Source organism: Actinomadura sp. NEAU-AAG7, from assembly GCF_018603865.1.
GTDB lineage: Bacteria > Actinomycetota > Actinomycetes > Streptosporangiales > Streptosporangiaceae > Spirillospora > Spirillospora litoris.
Window position 1 is genome coordinate 228,628 of record NZ_JAHFZY010000004.1, and the last position, 14,524, is coordinate 243,151.

General features: G+C 72.6%; 14 protein-coding genes. 9 read left to right on the forward strand and 5 right to left on the reverse strand.

Annotation, left to right across the window (positions count from 1 at the left end; all coding sequences use genetic code 11):
- Positions 1–160: 160 nt before the first annotated feature.
- Positions 161–862 (reverse strand): CAP domain-containing protein, encoded by a 702-nt coding sequence (locus tag KLI87_RS20115; protein WP_214618241.1) that lies wholly within the window; start codon positions 860–862, stop codon positions 161–163.
- Positions 863–1,371: 509 nt separating this feature from the next.
- Here KLI87_RS20115 and rplM point away from each other — a divergent pair.
- From rplM to glmM, 3 genes are all read left to right on the forward strand, one after another.
- A complete protein-coding gene (gene rplM / locus KLI87_RS20120; protein WP_214618242.1) occupies positions 1,372–1,824 on the forward strand; it encodes a 50S ribosomal protein L13 in 453 nt (150 codons plus the stop codon).
- A gap of 100 nt (positions 1,825–1,924) precedes the next feature.
- Positions 1,925–2,443, forward strand: coding sequence for a 30S ribosomal protein S9 (rpsI, locus tag KLI87_RS20125; protein ID WP_214618243.1), 519 nt, complete (start codon positions 1,925–1,927; stop codon positions 2,441–2,443).
- A gap of 275 nt (positions 2,444–2,718) precedes the next feature.
- A complete protein-coding gene (gene glmM / locus KLI87_RS20130; RefSeq protein ID WP_214618244.1) occupies positions 2,719–4,065 on the forward strand; it encodes a phosphoglucosamine mutase in 1,347 nt (448 codons plus the stop codon).
- 16 nt (positions 4,066–4,081) lie between these two features.
- On the opposite strand, the gene KLI87_RS20135 is transcribed toward glmM, so the two are convergent.
- Both KLI87_RS20135 and KLI87_RS20140 read right to left on the reverse strand, forming a co-directional pair.
- Complete coding sequence (locus KLI87_RS20135; protein WP_214618245.1) at positions 4,082–4,414, reverse strand: hypothetical protein; 333 nt, start codon at positions 4,412–4,414, stop codon at positions 4,082–4,084.
- A gap of 15 nt (positions 4,415–4,429) precedes the next feature.
- Positions 4,430–5,083, reverse strand: coding sequence for an HNH endonuclease family protein (locus KLI87_RS20140; protein ID WP_214618246.1), 654 nt, complete (start codon positions 5,081–5,083; stop codon positions 4,430–4,432).
- 102 nt (positions 5,084–5,185) lie between these two features.
- On the opposite strand from KLI87_RS20140, the gene KLI87_RS20145 reads away from it, so the two are divergent.
- The 6 genes from KLI87_RS20145 (at position 5,186) to KLI87_RS20170 (ending at position 11,319) form a co-directional block, all read left to right on the forward strand.
- The gene (locus KLI87_RS20145; protein ID WP_214618247.1) at positions 5,186–6,142 is read left to right on the forward strand and encodes a DUF389 domain-containing protein; all 957 of its coding nucleotides are present in this window, start codon (positions 5,186–5,188) and stop codon (positions 6,140–6,142) included.
- Positions 6,143–6,226: 84 nt separating this feature from the next.
- The gene (locus tag KLI87_RS20150; protein WP_214618248.1) at positions 6,227–7,183 is read left to right on the forward strand and encodes an ABC transporter ATP-binding protein; all 957 of its coding nucleotides are present in this window, start codon (positions 6,227–6,229) and stop codon (positions 7,181–7,183) included.
- Complete coding sequence (locus KLI87_RS20155) at positions 7,180–8,058, forward strand: ABC transporter permease (protein ID WP_156219727.1); 879 nt, start codon at positions 7,180–7,182, stop codon at positions 8,056–8,058. Before KLI87_RS20150 ends, KLI87_RS20155 begins: the two co-directional genes overlap by 4 nt.
- On the forward strand, positions 8,055–8,966 hold the full coding sequence (locus tag KLI87_RS20160) for an ABC transporter ATP-binding protein (protein WP_214618249.1): 912 nt from the start codon (positions 8,055–8,057) through the stop codon (positions 8,964–8,966). Before KLI87_RS20155 ends, KLI87_RS20160 begins: the two co-directional genes overlap by 4 nt.
- Entirely contained in the window at positions 8,963–9,679 is a 717-nt protein-coding gene (locus KLI87_RS20165) for an ABC transporter permease (RefSeq protein WP_214618250.1), read from the forward strand. Before KLI87_RS20160 ends, KLI87_RS20165 begins: the two co-directional genes overlap by 4 nt.
- A gap of 11 nt (positions 9,680–9,690) precedes the next feature.
- The gene (locus KLI87_RS20170) at positions 9,691–11,319 is read left to right on the forward strand and encodes a DUF885 family protein (RefSeq protein WP_214618251.1); all 1,629 of its coding nucleotides are present in this window, start codon (positions 9,691–9,693) and stop codon (positions 11,317–11,319) included.
- On the opposite strand, the gene KLI87_RS20175 is transcribed toward KLI87_RS20170, so the two are convergent.
- Both KLI87_RS20175 and coaA read right to left on the reverse strand, forming a co-directional pair.
- Positions 11,316–13,481 carry a DUF4132 domain-containing protein gene (locus KLI87_RS20175; protein ID WP_214618252.1) on the reverse strand — a complete coding sequence of 722 codons (2,166 nt, stop codon included), beginning with the start codon at positions 13,479–13,481 and terminating at the stop codon, positions 11,316–11,318. The two genes, KLI87_RS20170 and KLI87_RS20175, sit on opposite strands and share 4 nt — an antisense overlap.
- 92 nt (positions 13,482–13,573) lie before the next feature.
- Positions 13,574–14,515, reverse strand: coding sequence for a type I pantothenate kinase (gene coaA, locus KLI87_RS20180; protein ID WP_214618253.1), 942 nt, complete (start codon positions 14,513–14,515; stop codon positions 13,574–13,576).
- Positions 14,516–14,524: the final 9 nt, after the last annotated feature.

A 14,524-nucleotide genomic window follows, 5' to 3' on the forward strand; every position in this document is an offset into this window, starting at 1 on the left:
CCGTTCGTCGTTCAGGGCTCTGGACCTTCGGAACACCCACCATGACATGGGGGCGAACCGGGCGGCGGCGGTTTTGCCAAGGTCACGCCCGGTGCGCGCGCGGTGCCCCTACAGGGTCAGGGCCGGTCAGTCGGGAGCCGGTCAGGGGGCGGGGCGGGCGTCACGTCCAGCCGAAGTCCTGTGTCCACAACGGGCCGCCCCGGCCCGCCGCCATGCCGACGCCGATGGCGCGCAGGTCGCAGTTGAGGATGTTGGCGCGGTGGCCCGGGCTCTTCATCCAGCCGGCCACGACGGCGGCGGCGGTCGCGTACCCCTTGGCGATGTTCTCCGCGCCGGGGCTCGGGTATCCGGCGTCCTCCATCCGCTTCCAGGGGCTGTCGCCGTTGCGCGAGGTGTGGTCGAAGTAGTTGCGCGCCGCCATGTCGGCGGAGTGCCTGCGGGCGGCCCTGGCCAGCCGCGCGTCCACGCGCAGCGGCTTGCAGCCGGCCTTCGCGCGCTCGGCGTTGGTGAGCGAGGCGACCGTCGCCACGGCGCCGCCGCCCGCCAGCCTCAGCGGCGGCGTCTCGCTGGGCGCCGGCTTCGCGGTCTCGGACGGCCGCCGCGTCGGCCGCACCGGCGCCCGCCTCGTCCGGGTGGGCGTCGGCTTCGAGGTCTCCACCGGCGCGGGCGTGCTCGTGCGGGGCCGCTTCGGCGGCTTCGTCGTGCGCTGCATGCCGGTCGGGGTGGGCGCGACCGGCGTGGAGGACGGCGCGGCGGCCGCCGTCGGCTCGGACCGCAGCTCGGGCAGGACGAACCGGTCGAGCGCCACGCCCGTCCCGACGGCCAGCGCGGACGCGGTGACGGTGACGCCGAGGGCGATCATGGCCCTGGTCCCGGTGCGCCGGCGGCGGGGCGGCGGCGGGACGGGCGGACGCGAGTGCCGGCCGGCGGAGGGCGGGGAGCCGGGGGGCGGGGGGCCGGAGGGGGAGGAGGCGGGGTGCCGGGGCTCGTGGCGTCCGGCGGACGAGCCGGGTCTGCGGGGAGTGGACAGCGGGGGCTCCCGGGTGCGGGCCGGCGCGTGCCGGCGTGGACCGGTCGGGCGCACCTTATCCCGTTATAGGCCCGAAAACCCGTAGATCAAGCAAAATGGGCGACCCCGGCCAGGGGGGCGGCGTATTTGCTCTAGCCCTGGCGACTGGGTATTCTGCGGGTTTGTTGTGTGTGTAGACGCCTGCCCGCAGGGCGGGGGGTCGAACGCGAACGACGAGCCGGTGTGTCCCCGTGTGAACGCGCGGTCCCCGGCGTCCCGGAGCGCCTGGTCGGATGCAGACCTCTGATCGGCGCGAGCAGGATATCCGCTGTGAAGTCGACGAGAAACGAAGGCCTACGACCGTGCGCACGTACACCCCTAAGCCCGCTGACGTCCAGCGTCAGTGGTACGTCATCGACGCGACCGATGTCGTGCTGGGCCGTCTCGCCAGTCAGGTCGCGCAGCTGCTTCGGGGCAAGCACAAGCCGATCTACGCGCCGCACCTCGACACCGGTGACTTCGTCGTCATCGTGAACGCCGACAAGGTGGCGCTGACCGGCAACAAGCTGGAGCAGAAGCGCGCCTACCGGCACTCGGGATACCCGGGCGGCCTGCGCTCGGTGGCCTACGCCGACCTGCTGGCCAAGCACCCGGAGCGGGCCGTCGAGAAGGCGATCAAGGGCATGCTGCCCAAGAACTCCCTCGGCCGGAAGATGTTCGGGAAGGTGAAGGTCTACGCCGGTCCGGAGCACCCGCACCAGGCGCAGAAGCCCGTCCCGTTCGAGATCACCCAGATCAGCCAGATCAAGAAGTAGGCCCGTGCACGCGCGACCGCGTGCCCGGAAGAACAGACGTGGCCGCCGGGGCACCCGTTGATGCGGGCCAGCCGCCCTGGCTAGAACACCAAGGAGAACCGTGGACGAGTCCACCGGCACGGAGGCGCCCGCCGAGGGCGCCGAGTTCGACTCCTACGAGGACGCACCGTCCGAGTACAGCACCGAGACCCCCGAGGGCGCGGGCGAGAGCACGATCGGCCAGCCGATCGCCACCGGCCCCTCCGCGGGCACCGGCCGCCGCAAGCAGGCCATCGCGCGGGTCCGGATCGTCCCCGGCAGCGGCCAGTGGAAGATCAACGGCCGCACCCTGGACCAGTACTTCCCCAACAAGGTCCACCAGCAGATCGTGAACGAGCCGTTCGTGCTGCTGGGCCTTGAGGGCCAGTTCGACGTGCTCGCCCGCGTCAACGGCGGCGGCACCACCGGCCAGGCCGGCGCGCTGCGCCTCGGGATCTCCCGCGCGCTCCAGTTCGCGAACATCGAGCACCGCCCGGCGCTGAAGAAGGCCGGGTTCCTCACCCGCGACGCGCGCGTGCCCGAGCGCAAGAAGGCCGGTCTCAAGAAGGCCCGCAAGGCTCCGCAGTACAGCAAGCGCTGATCGACCCGGCCCAGGCCGGTCCGAGCCGCCGTATCCCGCCAGCGCGGGGTGCGGCGGCTCGCCCGTGTCCGGGGTTTCCGTTCTGCGCCGCTCATCCGTGTCTCGCCATATCCGGCTTGACGCGACTCCGGAGGGGCGCGCCCGTTAGGTTTGATCGACAGCCGGATCCGGGCGGCGTCGCGCGGGACGTCGGCTCCGGAACATATGCGGATCTTGTGGACATCTGGGACGGGGCCCGGCGCGGCCCTTCTCGTCTCTATCGGGAGAGTTGAACTGTGGGTCGTCTGTTCGGGACCGATGGCGTGCGCGGGCTCGCCAACCGTGATCTGACCGCCCGGCTCGCCATGGACCTGTCCGTCGCGACGGCGCGGGTCCTGGGCGAGGAGGGCGCGTTCCGGGGGCACCGGCCGCTGGCGGTGGTCGGGCGCGACACGCGGGCCTCGGGGGAGTTCCTGGAGGCCGCGGTCGTGGCGGGCCTGGCGAGCGCGGGCGTGGAGGTGCTGCGGCTCGGCGTCCTGCCGACCCCGGCGGTGGCGCACCTGGCGCACGCGCTGGACGCCGACCTCGGCGTGATGCTGTCGGCCTCGCACAACCCGGCCCCCGACAACGGGATCAAGCTGTTCGACCGCGACGGCTTCAAGCTGCCCGACGCCATCGAGGACCGCATCGAGGCGGGCATCGGCGCGCCGTGGGACCCGCCGACCGGCGCGGGCGTCGGCCGGGTGCGGGAGGCGCACGGCGCGGTCGAGCAGTACGTGGCGCACCTGATGACGACGCTGCCGGTATCGCTGGACGGGCTGCGCGTCGTCGTGGACTGCGCGAACGGCGCGTCCAGCGACGTGGCGCCCGAGGCGCTGCGCCGCGCGGGCGCCGAGGTGATCACGATCGGCGCCGCGCCGGACGGCCTGAACATCAACGCCGGGTGCGGGTCCACGCACCTGGAGGCGCTCCAGGCCGCCGTCCGCGAGCACGGCGCGGACGCGGGCATCGCCAACGACGGCGACGCCGACCGGTGCCTCGCGGTGACGGGGGCCGGGGAGGTCGTGGACGGCGACCAGATCATGGCGATCCTGGCGCTGGACCTGCGGGAGGCGGGCGCGCTGGCCGGTGACACCGTGGTCGCGACCGTGATGTCGAACCTCGGCTTCAAGCTCGCGATGCGCGCGGCGGGCGTCACGCTGGTCGAGACCGCCGTCGGCGACCGGTACGTGCTGGAGGCGATGAAGGACGGCGGGTTCAACTTCGGCGGCGAGCAGTCCGGCCATGTGATCATGCTCGACCACGCGAGCAGCGGCGACGGCGTGCTGACCGGGCTGCACCTGCTGGCGGCGATGGTGCGGCGCGGCCGTCCGCTGGACGAGCTGGCCAAGGTCATGAACCGGCTGCCGCAGGTGCTGATCAACGTCCGGGACGTCGACAAGGGGCGCGCGAAGACCTCGCCGGAGCTTGCGGAGGCCGTCGCGGCGGCCGAGGCGGAGCTGGGCGACACCGGCCGGGTGCTGATCAGGCCGAGCGGCACCGAGCCGATGGTGCGGGTGATGGTCGAGGCGGCCGCGCAGGACCAGGCGCAGGCGGTGGCCGAGCGCCTCGCGGGCGTCGTCCGCGCCGCCCTGGGCGGATAGCGGCCGCCCTGGGCGGCTAGCGGACCAGGTCGTCGATCTCCAGGCGGCCGACCTTGAGGTGCCCGATCTCGACGGTGCCCGCCTGGAGGTGCTCGACCACCGCGCGCTTGATCACGAGCTTGCCGATCGCGACGGCGCCGACCGCGAGCGCGCCGACCGCCACCGAGCCGAGCGCGAGCGAGCCGAGGCCGGTGCCGAGGCGCAGCGTAAGGCCGGTGGCGGACGCGCCGGTCACCTCGGCGCCGGTCGCGCGGGCGCCGACGCCGCGCTCGGTGCGCACGCGCGGACGCTCCTCCGCCTCGCCGTGCACCTGGCCGTTGGGCGACGCGTCATGGTGTTCGCTGCTCATCCCCCGATCCTAGGGTCAGCACCGGGAGAGGAAGCTCCTCAGGGCGTCGTGGTCGGAACGCGTCACGGGCAGGTCGTACTTCTTGGCGACCGCGACGTACTTGACCGCGTAGGCGCACTGGAAGTCCTTCTGCGGCTTCCACTCGCCGGGCCCCGAGTCGCTCTTCTGCCGGTTGGGCACGCCCCAGACGGCGAGCAGGTTCGCGTGGTCGTTGGCGAACCGCTCGCGCTGGTCCTCGCCCCAGCGGGAGGCGCCCATCCGCCAGGCGAGCGCGAGCGGGTAGACGTGGTCGATCTGCACCTCGGCCGCGTCGGACTTGCTGAACGTGATCTCCTTGCCGCTGTAGGGGTCGTGCAGGCGGCCCGCCAGGACGACGCACGACCCCTTCTTCCGCACGTCCTCCATGTCGCGGGCGAGGACGTCGTTGCGCTGGTCGCAGCCGTTGTGGTCGGTGTCCTTCCAGCGCGTCCCGAACCTGTCGCGCCTGTAGCCGCCGCCGTCGCCCTCGGACGCGACCCGCAGAGAGGACAGATCCCGCCCCGAACCTTTCGTGCCCGGCGCCGCCGACGGGGAGGAGGTGTCGGACAGCCCGACCTTCCCCTCGCAGCCGCTCACCGCGAGGACGGCCAGCACCGTCCCCGCGACCGCCACCTGGTTCCGCCACGCCATACCGCCACCACCCACGTTTTTGTTGTGCTTTGCCCGTTAAGTCCGCGATAAACGATCACACTGTACGACCAGCGGTGGCGCGTTTACGGCACGATGGACCGCGTGCTGCACCTCAGAGCGATCGTCCCGGCGGATCGCACCGACGACGCCTGCGAGGCGCTCGCCGACTGCGCCGGAGCCACCAACATCGTCGTGATCCCCGGCGCGGCGCGCTCCCCCAGCGGCGACCTCGTGCTGAGCGACATCGCCCGCGAGTCCGCCAACGAGGTGCTCGCCGCCCTCCAGGCCCTCGACCTGGAACGGGACGGCTCGATCAGCATCGAGAAGATCGACCTGTCGCTGTCGGACGCGGCCGAGCGCGCCGAGGAGCGCGCCCCCGGCCACGGCGACGACGCCGTCGTGTGGGAGGAACTCGACCGGCAGGTCAGCGAGGGGACGGCGCTGACCTGGTCGTTCGTGGCCTTCCTCGCGCTGGCGACCCAGCTTGCCGCGATCGCGGCGCTGATCGACTCACCGGTGCTGGTGGTCGGCGCGATGGTGCTCGGCCCGGAGTTCGGCGCGGTCGCGGCGATCTGCTACGGGCTGACGCGGCGGCAGCCGTGGCGGATCGTCGAGGCGCTGCGCGCCCTGATCGTCGGGTTCGCGGTGGCGATCGCGATCACCTACGCGTGCGCGGTCGTGAGCCGGTGGACCGGGGTGATCGAGACGTCCCGGCTGCCGGACGACCGCCCCCTCACCGCGTTCATCTACAGCCCCGACCGCTGGTCGTTCATCGTCGCGCTGCTCGCGGGCGCCGCCGGGGTGCTCTCGCTCACCGCGGGCAAGTCCTCCGCGCTGGTCGGGGTGTTCATCTCGGTGACGACCGTGCCCGCCGCCGGGAACCTCGCGGTCGCGCTCGCGCTCCGGCACGGCAGCGAGATCGACGGGTCGCTGCTGCAACTCGGCGTCAACTTCGCGGGCATGATCATCGCCGGGACGGCGACGCTGCTCCTCCAGCGCCTGATGTGGAGGCTCGTGCTCCACAGGAAGGGGCGGGCTCCCGCCGGCAGGGGAACCTAGGTCGATCGCATGTCGGACCTTCGGCCGTACCGCGTAGCACCTAAGGGTGACGTGCGCCGGCGGGCCAGGCGCTAGGTTCGGGGTATGCCGATCATCGCCACCCAGGGGCTGACGATGAGGTTCCCCCGGGTGACCGCCCTGGACGACCTCTCCGTGGCCGTCGAACCCGGGGTCGTCGGGCTCGTGGGCGCCAACGGCGCCGGCAAGTCGACGCTCATCAAGATCCTCCTCGGCCTGCTGCCGCCGAGCACCGGCACCGCCTCGGTGCTGGGCATGGACATCGCCCGCGAGGGCGTCAAGATCCGCGAGAGCGTCGGGTTCATGCCCGAGTACGAGTGCCTCCCGCCGGACGTGTCCGCCACCGAGTTCGTCGTGCACATGGCGCGGATGTGCGGGCTGCCGCCGACCGCCGCCCGCGAGCGCGCCGCCGACACCCTCCGCCACGTCGGGCTGTACGAGGAGCGCTACCGCCCGATCGGCGGCTACTCCACCGGCATGCGGCAGCGGGTGAAGCTCGCGCAGGCGCTCGTCCACGACCCGAAGCTCGTGTTCCTGGACGAGCCCACCAACGGCCTCGACCCGGCCGGGCGCGACGAGATGCTCGACCTGATCCGCCGCATCGGCGCCGAGTTCGGCATCAGCGTCCTGGTCACCTCGCACCTGCTGGGCGAGTTGGAGCGCGTCTGCGACCACGTCGTCATCATCGACGGCGGGAAACTGCTGCGCTCCCAGGCCGTCGAGGCGTACACGACCGAGAGCGGCGTCCTCACCGTCGAGGTCGACGAGGGACGCGACGCCCTGCACCGCGTCCTGCACGAGCACGGCGCCGCCGTCCGCGCCGAGGGCCGGTTCCTCGTCGTCGACATCGCGGGGGAGAGCACCTACGACCTCGTCCGCGACGGCGTCGCGGAACTCGGGTTGCGGCTGATCCGGATGGAGCAGCGCCGCCACCACATCGAAGAGGTCTTCCAGGAGACGCCCGCCGCGCCTGGTCCGCCCGGCGCGAACGTCCCGAACCTCCCGCAGGGAGCGCCGCGATGAGCACCAGCACGATCCACGACATCGGCTACCGGCACTACGACGGCCGCCGCAACGGCCGCGCCTACGTGCTGCGGTCCCTGTACGTGCACAGCCTGCGCGCCGCGTTCGGCCTCGGCCGCCCCGCCCGCGCCAAGGTGATGCCGTTCATCCTCGCGGCGATCATGATGCTGCCCGCCGCCGGCTCGGTCGCGGTGTTCGCCGTCACCAAGGAGGAGGACGTGCTGATGCGCTACTCCTCCTACGCCCCGACGCTCCAGGTGATCATCGCGATCTTCCTGGCGACGCAGGCGCCGGTGCTGGCCTCGCGGGAGCTGCGCTTCCACGTCGTCCCGCTGTACTTCTCCCGGCCGGTCGGCCACCTCGACTTCGTGCTGGCGAAGATCGCGGCGATGACCAGCGCGCTGTTCGCGCTCATCGCGGTGCCCGTCACGGTCCTGTACGTCGGCGGCCTCGTGACGAAGGTGCCGCACTCGGCCGACCAGCTCGGCCGCTACCTCGCCGCGCTGGTCGGCTGCGCGCTGTTCGCGCTCGTCCTCGCCGCGATCGGGATGGTCGTCGCGGCGTTCACGCCCCGGCGCGGCTTCGGCGTCGCCGCCGTGATCGCCGTGTTCATGCTGAGCAGCACGCTCGTGCTGGTCGTCCAGGGCATCGCCGAGAGCGAGACCAACTTCACGCTCTCGGGCTGGGCCGGGCTGTTCGCCCCGTTCAACCTGGTCGACACCGTGCAGGTCAGGCTGCTCAACGCGGAGAAGTCCTCGGTGCAGGTGGCGCCCGGTCTGAAGGGCGGCGTGGTCGCGCTCGCCATGTGCGCCGCCATCGTGTTCGGCTCGGTCGCGGTCCTGTACCGCCGGTTCCGGAAGGCTGGCCTGTCGTGAGCGAACTGCGACTGGACGCGGTGTCGCGCTGGTACGGCAACGTCGTCGCCGTCAACGGCGTCTCGATGACGGTCGGACCCGGCGTCACCGGGCTGCTCGGCCCGAACGGCGCGGGGAAGTCCACGCTGATCCACATGATGGGCGGGTTCCTCGCGCCCTCGTCCGGGACCGTCACGCTCGACGGCGCCCCGATCTGGCAGAACCCGGGCATCTACCGCAGCCTCGGGCTCGTCCCGGAGCGGGAGGCCGCCTACGACTTCCTCACCGGCCGCCAGTTCATCCTGGCGATGGCCAAGCTGCACAAGCTGCGCGACCCGGCCGCCGCCGCGAGCCGCGCCATCGGCCAGGTCGAGATGGACTACGCCGCCGACCGGACGATCGGCAACTACTCCAAGGGCATGAAGCAGCGCATCAAGATGGCCTCGGCGCTCGTGCACGACCCGCCCGTCCTGCTGCTGGACGAGCCGTTCAACGGCATGGACCCCCGGCAGCGGCTCCAGCTGATGGACCTCATCCGCCGGATGGCCGAGGAGGGCCGCACGATCCTGTTCAGCTCGCACATCCTGGAGGAGGTCGAGCGGCTCGCCAGCCACATCGAGGTGATCGTCGCCGGGCGGCACGCCGCGTCCGGGGACTTCCGCAAGATCCGCCGGCTGATGACCGACCGGCCGCACATCTTCCTCGTGCGCTCCTCCGACGACCGGCGGCTCGCCGCCGCGATCATCGCGGACGGCTCGGCGCGCAGCGTCCAGCTCACCGACAAGGGGCTCCAGGTCGAGGCCGTCGACTTCCAGCGGTTCACCTGGCTGCTCCCGCAGGTCTCGCGGGACGCGGGCGTCCGGCTGTGGGAGGTCTCCCCGGCCGACGAGTCCCTGGAAAGCGTCTTCTCCTACCTGGTGGCCCGATGAACAGCACCATTGCCATGATCACGTTCCGGGCGATGCTCGGCCGGCGCCGCGCGCTGCTGCTGCTCGCGCTGCCGCTGGTGCTGCTCGTCCTCGCGGCGGTCCTGCGCTACACCGGCAACAACGACCTGGACATCTCCGCCGACGTCCTGCAGAAGTTCGGGCTCGCGACGCTGCTGCCGCTGCTCGCGCTGATCGCGGGCACCGGCGTGATCGGCCCGGAGATCGACGACGGGCAGATCATGTACGTGCTGACCAAGCCGATCCCCCGGCAGGTCGTCGTGCTCACCAAGCTGGCGGTCGCGATCGTGCTGGTCGCGGTGTTCGCGGTGGTGCCGACGCTGCTCGCGGGCATGGTCCTCACCGGCTCGACGGCCGGGATGGCGCCCGCCTTCACGGCCGGCGTCCTGGTCGGCGGCGTCACCTACAGCGCCGTGTTCGTGGCGCTCGCGGTCGCCAGCCGCAACGCCGTCACGATCGGCCTGCTGTACGCGCTGGTCTGGGAGAGCCTGCTCGGCAACTTCGCCCCGGGCGCGAAGTCGGCGTCGATCCAGCAGTGGGCGCTGTCGGTGACCGACGCGATGACCTCGGCGACGCCGGTCAAGTCCACGGTGGACCTCGCGGTCGCGGTCCCGCTGCTGATCGGCGTCAGCCTGGGCGGCACCCTGCTGGCCGCCTACCGCCTCCGCTCCCTCTCCGTGGCCCACGCCGAGTAGAAGGAGCCGCCATGGACGCCCTGACCGGCCTGGGCCTCGAAATCTGGGCATGGCGCGCCGCCAGGCGACCGCAGACCGGCGACGACATCGACCGCCTGGAGCGCCCCGCCGGGTGGGTGCCGGACTTCTCCGCGGCGGCGATGGAGGCGAGCCTCGACGCGCTCGCCGGGTTCGAGCGCCGCCGGCGGGGCCTGCGGGACGGCGCCGCGCCCGTCCCGGCACAGGTCGACTGGTACCTGCTCGGGTCGGTGCTCGCGCGCGCCCGCTGGGAGCTGGAGCGCTACCCGCTGTGGCGGACGAACCCGCGCTTCTACGTCGACCAGTCGGTCGGCGTGCTGTTCGAGGCGCTGCTGGCCCCGCCGCCGTTCGGGGAGGAGCGTGCCGCCGACCTGGTCGCCAAGGCCGCGTCCATCCCCCGGACGCTGGAGCACGCGCGCGCCAACCTCGACGCGCCCGCCGCCGAGCTGGCCGACTTCACGATCCGCCAGCTCGACCCCGTCGGCGGCCAGTTCGCGGAGGTCGCCGAGCATCTCGTCCCGCTGCTGCCCGCCCCGCACGCCGACCGCATGCGCGGCGCCCTGACGGACGCCGCGGCCGCCCTCGGCGACTACCGCGAATGGCTGCGGACGCGGCGCCCGTCCATGGGCCCCTACCGGTCGCCCGGCCCGGACGCGGCGCGCCACTTCCTCGGCGCCGTCGCGCTCACCCCGTTCACCCCCGAGGAGATGGTCGCCGTCTCCCGGCTGGAGGCCGAGCGGGCACGCTGGCTGGAGCTGGTCGAGCGCAACCGGGGCGGCGAGGACCCGCCCGTCCTCCCCGACCGGTCCACGCAGATCGCCCGCGAGGCCGACGCCCACCGGCGCCTCACCCGCTTCCTCGACGAGCAGGGCCTGCTCTCCCCGGCCGGGGACGTGGGCCGCTACCTGTTCGCGCCGATGCCCGGCTACCTGGCGCCGCTCCAGCACCTCGGCGTGCCGCACGACGTGACGGGCCCGTCGCGTCCGTCGGCGAACGCGATCCGCTACATCGAGGAGCCCGGCCCGGCGCTCGGTGGCTACGACCGGCTCCAGGCGATCGACCCGATGGTGGCGCTGTTCCACGAGGGCGTGCACGCCGACCAGCTCGCGCGGTCCTGGCACCACCCCGACCCGCTCCGCCGGTTCTTCTACGACTCCGGGCCCGTGGAGGGCATCGCGTTCTACCACGAGGAACTCGTGCTGCGCGCGGGCCTGTTCGACGCCGACCCGTTCCTGCGGCGGACCGCGCTGGACATGATGGCGATCCGCGCCCAGCGGGTCGAGGCCGACGTGCGGCTCGCCGTCGGCGAGTTCACGCTGCCGGAGGTGGAGGTCTGGCAGCGCGACCGCTTCGGTTCGTTCGAGGCGGAGGGCGAGGTCGAGCAGGTCGAGGGCTCGGCCGCCGACCTGGCCGAGACCCCGCTGCGCGCGCTGACCTACCAGATCGGCAAGACCCAGCTACTCCGCCTGATCAACGACGCGCACCGCCGCCAGGGCGACGCCTTCGCCCTGCGGACCGTCCACGACCGGCTGTGGAGCAACGGCAACGTCCCCCTCTCCCTGCTCCGCTGGGAACTGCTGGGCGACCGCACCGAACTGGACACCGCCGAGGCCATGGGCTAGCTGCCGGGCGCTCCGGTGAGGCGGGTCAGTTCCGCTAGCAGCTCGGAGGCCGTGACCTCGTCCAGGTCTGCGAGGAGGCGCTCGCCCTGGCCGTAGGACGTTCTGGCGAGCGCGACCACCCGGAGTTCCTGCTCGGCGTACTCGTCCGGGGCGACGGCGCGGACGCCCGGGTCCAGTTCGATCACCAGATGGCTGTTCTCGGCGAGTTCCCGCGAGACGTGGCGGTGGAAGCCGCCGGTCTCCTTCGGGCCCAGCTTCCAGCCCCGGTCGACGAGGCCGAGGATCGCGCCGAAGTGGACGCGGGCGCCCTCGAACCGCTCCAGCCGCGCCGCGTCCCGCTCCTTGGCGGTGAGGGTGTGGACGGGGCGTCCGAGCTGCGGGAACGGCTGGAGGATCTCGTAGTCGGCGAACACCTCCGCCCAGGCGTCCGGGGCGGCGAGGCGCAGCGGGTGCGGCAGCTCGACGGGCGCGGAGATCTCGACCGCGTCGTCGCGGACGTCGGCGAGGCCGCGGTCCTCGGCGACCCGGAACTCGACCTCGCCCGACCTCCAGACGAGGCGCCGTGCGATGTGCCACATCAGGGGATGGGCCAGGAACAGGGCCCGGAACTCCTCGGGCGTCCACCGGCGGCCCTTCACCATCGCCGCTTCGAGCCGCTTGATCTGCTCGGCGGCGACGGTCCTGGCCTCCTTCTTCAGCTCGGTGAAGCGCTGGTGGGCGGCCGGGGCGAGGGCGGCGTCGTCCCTCACACCGGGCTTGGGGAGGGTCTTGCGGCGCTTGCCGTCCTCGCCCGCGACGAACGGCTTGAGGTGCTCGTCGAACCCGACCGTGAAGCGGCGGGGGCCGTAGTCGAGCGTGAGACCGCCGGAGGCGTCCAGGCCGAGGTCGGGGACGAGCAGGTCGGCGAGCTGCTCGGCGTCCAGGCCGCGCCTCTTGGCGATGCCGTCGATCAGTGACCGGCTGTGGCGGCGGATCCGCCGCTGGTCCTTCGCCTTCTGCGCGAGCCGGTGGAGCTGGCGGAGCGCGCCGTCGGTGCCGATCGAGGTGAACACGCCCAGCGCGGACGAGCCGCCGTTGTACCAGGACGTGCCCTTGTCCCAGCGCGCGACGATCGGGCCGAGCCGCGCGGCGGTCCGGTCGTCGCCGAGGAGGCGCAGCGCGTACTCGACGCCGGGCGACGTCCAGCGCGGGCGGGTGTCGTCGGCCTTGTAGAGGGCCCAGGCGAACTCGGCCAGCGACTCGGGATCGCAGGCTTTCACGACCCGCTCGACGCCCGCGTACGGCTTCTCGGGCGTCGAGATCAGGAACATCGTGACCAGGTTCCGGACGGCGGCCTCCGGCAGCGCGGACTCCCGTCCCGCCAGCAGGACGGGCGGCAGCGCGGCCACGTCGAAGCCGATCTCCGGCAGCGGGCTCGGGTACCGGTCGAGCGGGTCGATGCCGAGTGACGCGACCGCCCGCACCACCTCCTCGCCGTAGGGGCGGACGGCCTCCAGCACCGCCTCGCCCCCGTGCGCGTCCGCGACGGAGCGGACGTGGACCTCGGCCCGCTCGCGCTTGGGCCCGGGGCGGCGCAGCAGGTCCGGGACGATCAGCGCGATCGCGGCCGGGCCGTGCTGGACGAACCAGTCCTTCGCCGGGTGGCTGTAGGAGTTGTCCTTGTGCTTGAGGCAGAGCTGGGCGATGCGGGCGTCGAAGAAGGGGTACAGCGCCCAGAGGTTGTCCTGGTGGAGGACGAGGGGCAGCGCGTCCAGCTCGTAGCGGGCGACGATGCCGCGCAGCGCGAACGTCCCGGAGAGGTCGGCGTGGTAGCGCTCGTCGGCGAGCAGGGCGCGGCCGTGCTCCTCGGGGCCGTGCAGGAGGATGTCGAAGGCCGACTGGCGGCGGCGGAGGCGCTCGCCTTGCTGGATCGTTCCGTCGGCGAACGACGCGGCGGCGGCGTCCCAGTCGGTGTCGCCCAGCGGCGGGTAGTCGGCGCGGCCCTTCGCGAGCCACTCCTCCCGCTGGCCCGGCGCCCAGTGCACCGTGGTCGCGACCCGGGGAGCCTTCAGGCCCTTGAGGACGACCGGCTCGGTGTCGCGCGGCGCCCCCTCGGACCAGGGCGGCTCCACCAGCAGCGGCGGCACGGACTCCAGCGGCGCTTCGGGGGGTGTGTGCGACATCTCTCCTGTTTCCCTGGGACGGCCCGGCCTCGTGATCGCGGGTTCGACTCGCGGACGGACGGGACGGTTCCCTGGAAAGCCTGTCAGACCCCTCAGATGCGGCGCAGCCGGACGCGCTGGACGGCGTGCTCCCGGTCCTTGTGCAGGACGAGCGTGGCCCGCGCCCGCGTCGGCAGGATGTTGGAGACGAGGTTGATCTCGTTGACGTCCCGCCAGACCCGCTGGGCGAACGCGGCGGTCTCGTCCTCGTCGAGCTCGTGGGCGTACTTGTGGAAGTAGGAGCGGGGGTCGGTGAAGGCGGTGCGGCGCAGCGCGAACAGCCGGTCGACGTACCACTGCCGGATGTCCTCGACCCGCGCGTCCACATAGATCGAGAAGTCGAAGAAGTCCGACACGCCGAGCTGGCCGGCGGGCGGGGCCTGGAGCACGTTCAGGCCCTCGACGATCAGGATGTCGGGCCGCCGGACGGTCTGCGTCGCGCCCGGGACGATGTCGTACTCCAGGTGCGAGTAGACGGGGATAGCGTGCTCCTCCGCCCCCGCCTTGATCGCCGACACGAACCGCACGAGGGCGCGCCGGTCATAGGACTCGGGGAAGCCCTTCCGGTCCATGATCCCGCGCTCGGTGAGCACGGCGTTGGGGTAGAGGAAGCTGTCGGTGGTGACCAACTCCACGCTCGGATGCTCGGGCCAGCGCGCCAGCAGCGTCCGCAGCAGCCGGGACGTGGTGGACTTGCCGACCGCGACGCTGCCCGCCACGCCGAGGATGAACGGCGTCGGTTGAACCTCGCCGCCGAGGAACCCGCTGACGGTGTCGCGCAGCCGCCCGTCGGAGAGGAAGAACAGGTTCAGCAGCCGGGAGAGCGGCAGGTAGACCTCCTCGACCTCGGTGATGTCGATCGGGTCGCGCAGGCCCCGCAGCGCGTCCAGCTCACCGGGAGTGAGCGGCAGCGGGGTGTTCTCGCGCAGCGCGCGCCAGGCGTCGCGGGAGAGTTCCACATAGGGGCTCGGCACGCTGTCCCATCCGCTCGTCATGGGTCGAAC

Excerpts from the sequence above, each read along its gene's own strand:
- KLI87_RS20115 (WP_214618241.1), bottom strand. The coding sequence starts at position 862 with ATGATCGCCCTCGGCGTCACCGTCACCGCGTCCGCGCTGGCCGTCGGG.
- KLI87_RS20135 (WP_214618245.1), bottom strand. The coding sequence starts at position 4,414 with ATGAGCAGCGAACACCATGACGCGTCGCCCAACGGCCAGGTGCACGGC.
- KLI87_RS20140 (WP_214618246.1), bottom strand. The coding sequence starts at position 5,083 with ATGGCGTGGCGGAACCAGGTGGCGGTCGCGGGGACGGTGCTGGCCGTC.
- KLI87_RS20150 (WP_214618248.1), top strand. The coding sequence starts at position 6,227 with ATGCCGATCATCGCCACCCAGGGGCTGACGATGAGGTTCCCCCGGGTG.
- KLI87_RS20155 (WP_156219727.1), top strand. The coding sequence starts at position 7,180 with ATGAGCACCAGCACGATCCACGACATCGGCTACCGGCACTACGACGGC.
- KLI87_RS20165 (WP_214618250.1), top strand. The coding sequence starts at position 8,963 with ATGAACAGCACCATTGCCATGATCACGTTCCGGGCGATGCTCGGCCGG.
- KLI87_RS20170 (WP_214618251.1), top strand. The coding sequence starts at position 9,691 with ATGGACGCCCTGACCGGCCTGGGCCTCGAAATCTGGGCATGGCGCGCC.
- KLI87_RS20175 (WP_214618252.1), bottom strand. The coding sequence starts at position 13,481 with ATGTCGCACACACCCCCCGAAGCGCCGCTGGAGTCCGTGCCGCCGCTG.
- coaA (WP_214618253.1), bottom strand. The coding sequence starts at position 14,515 with ATGACGAGCGGATGGGACAGCGTGCCGAGCCCCTATGTGGAACTCTCC.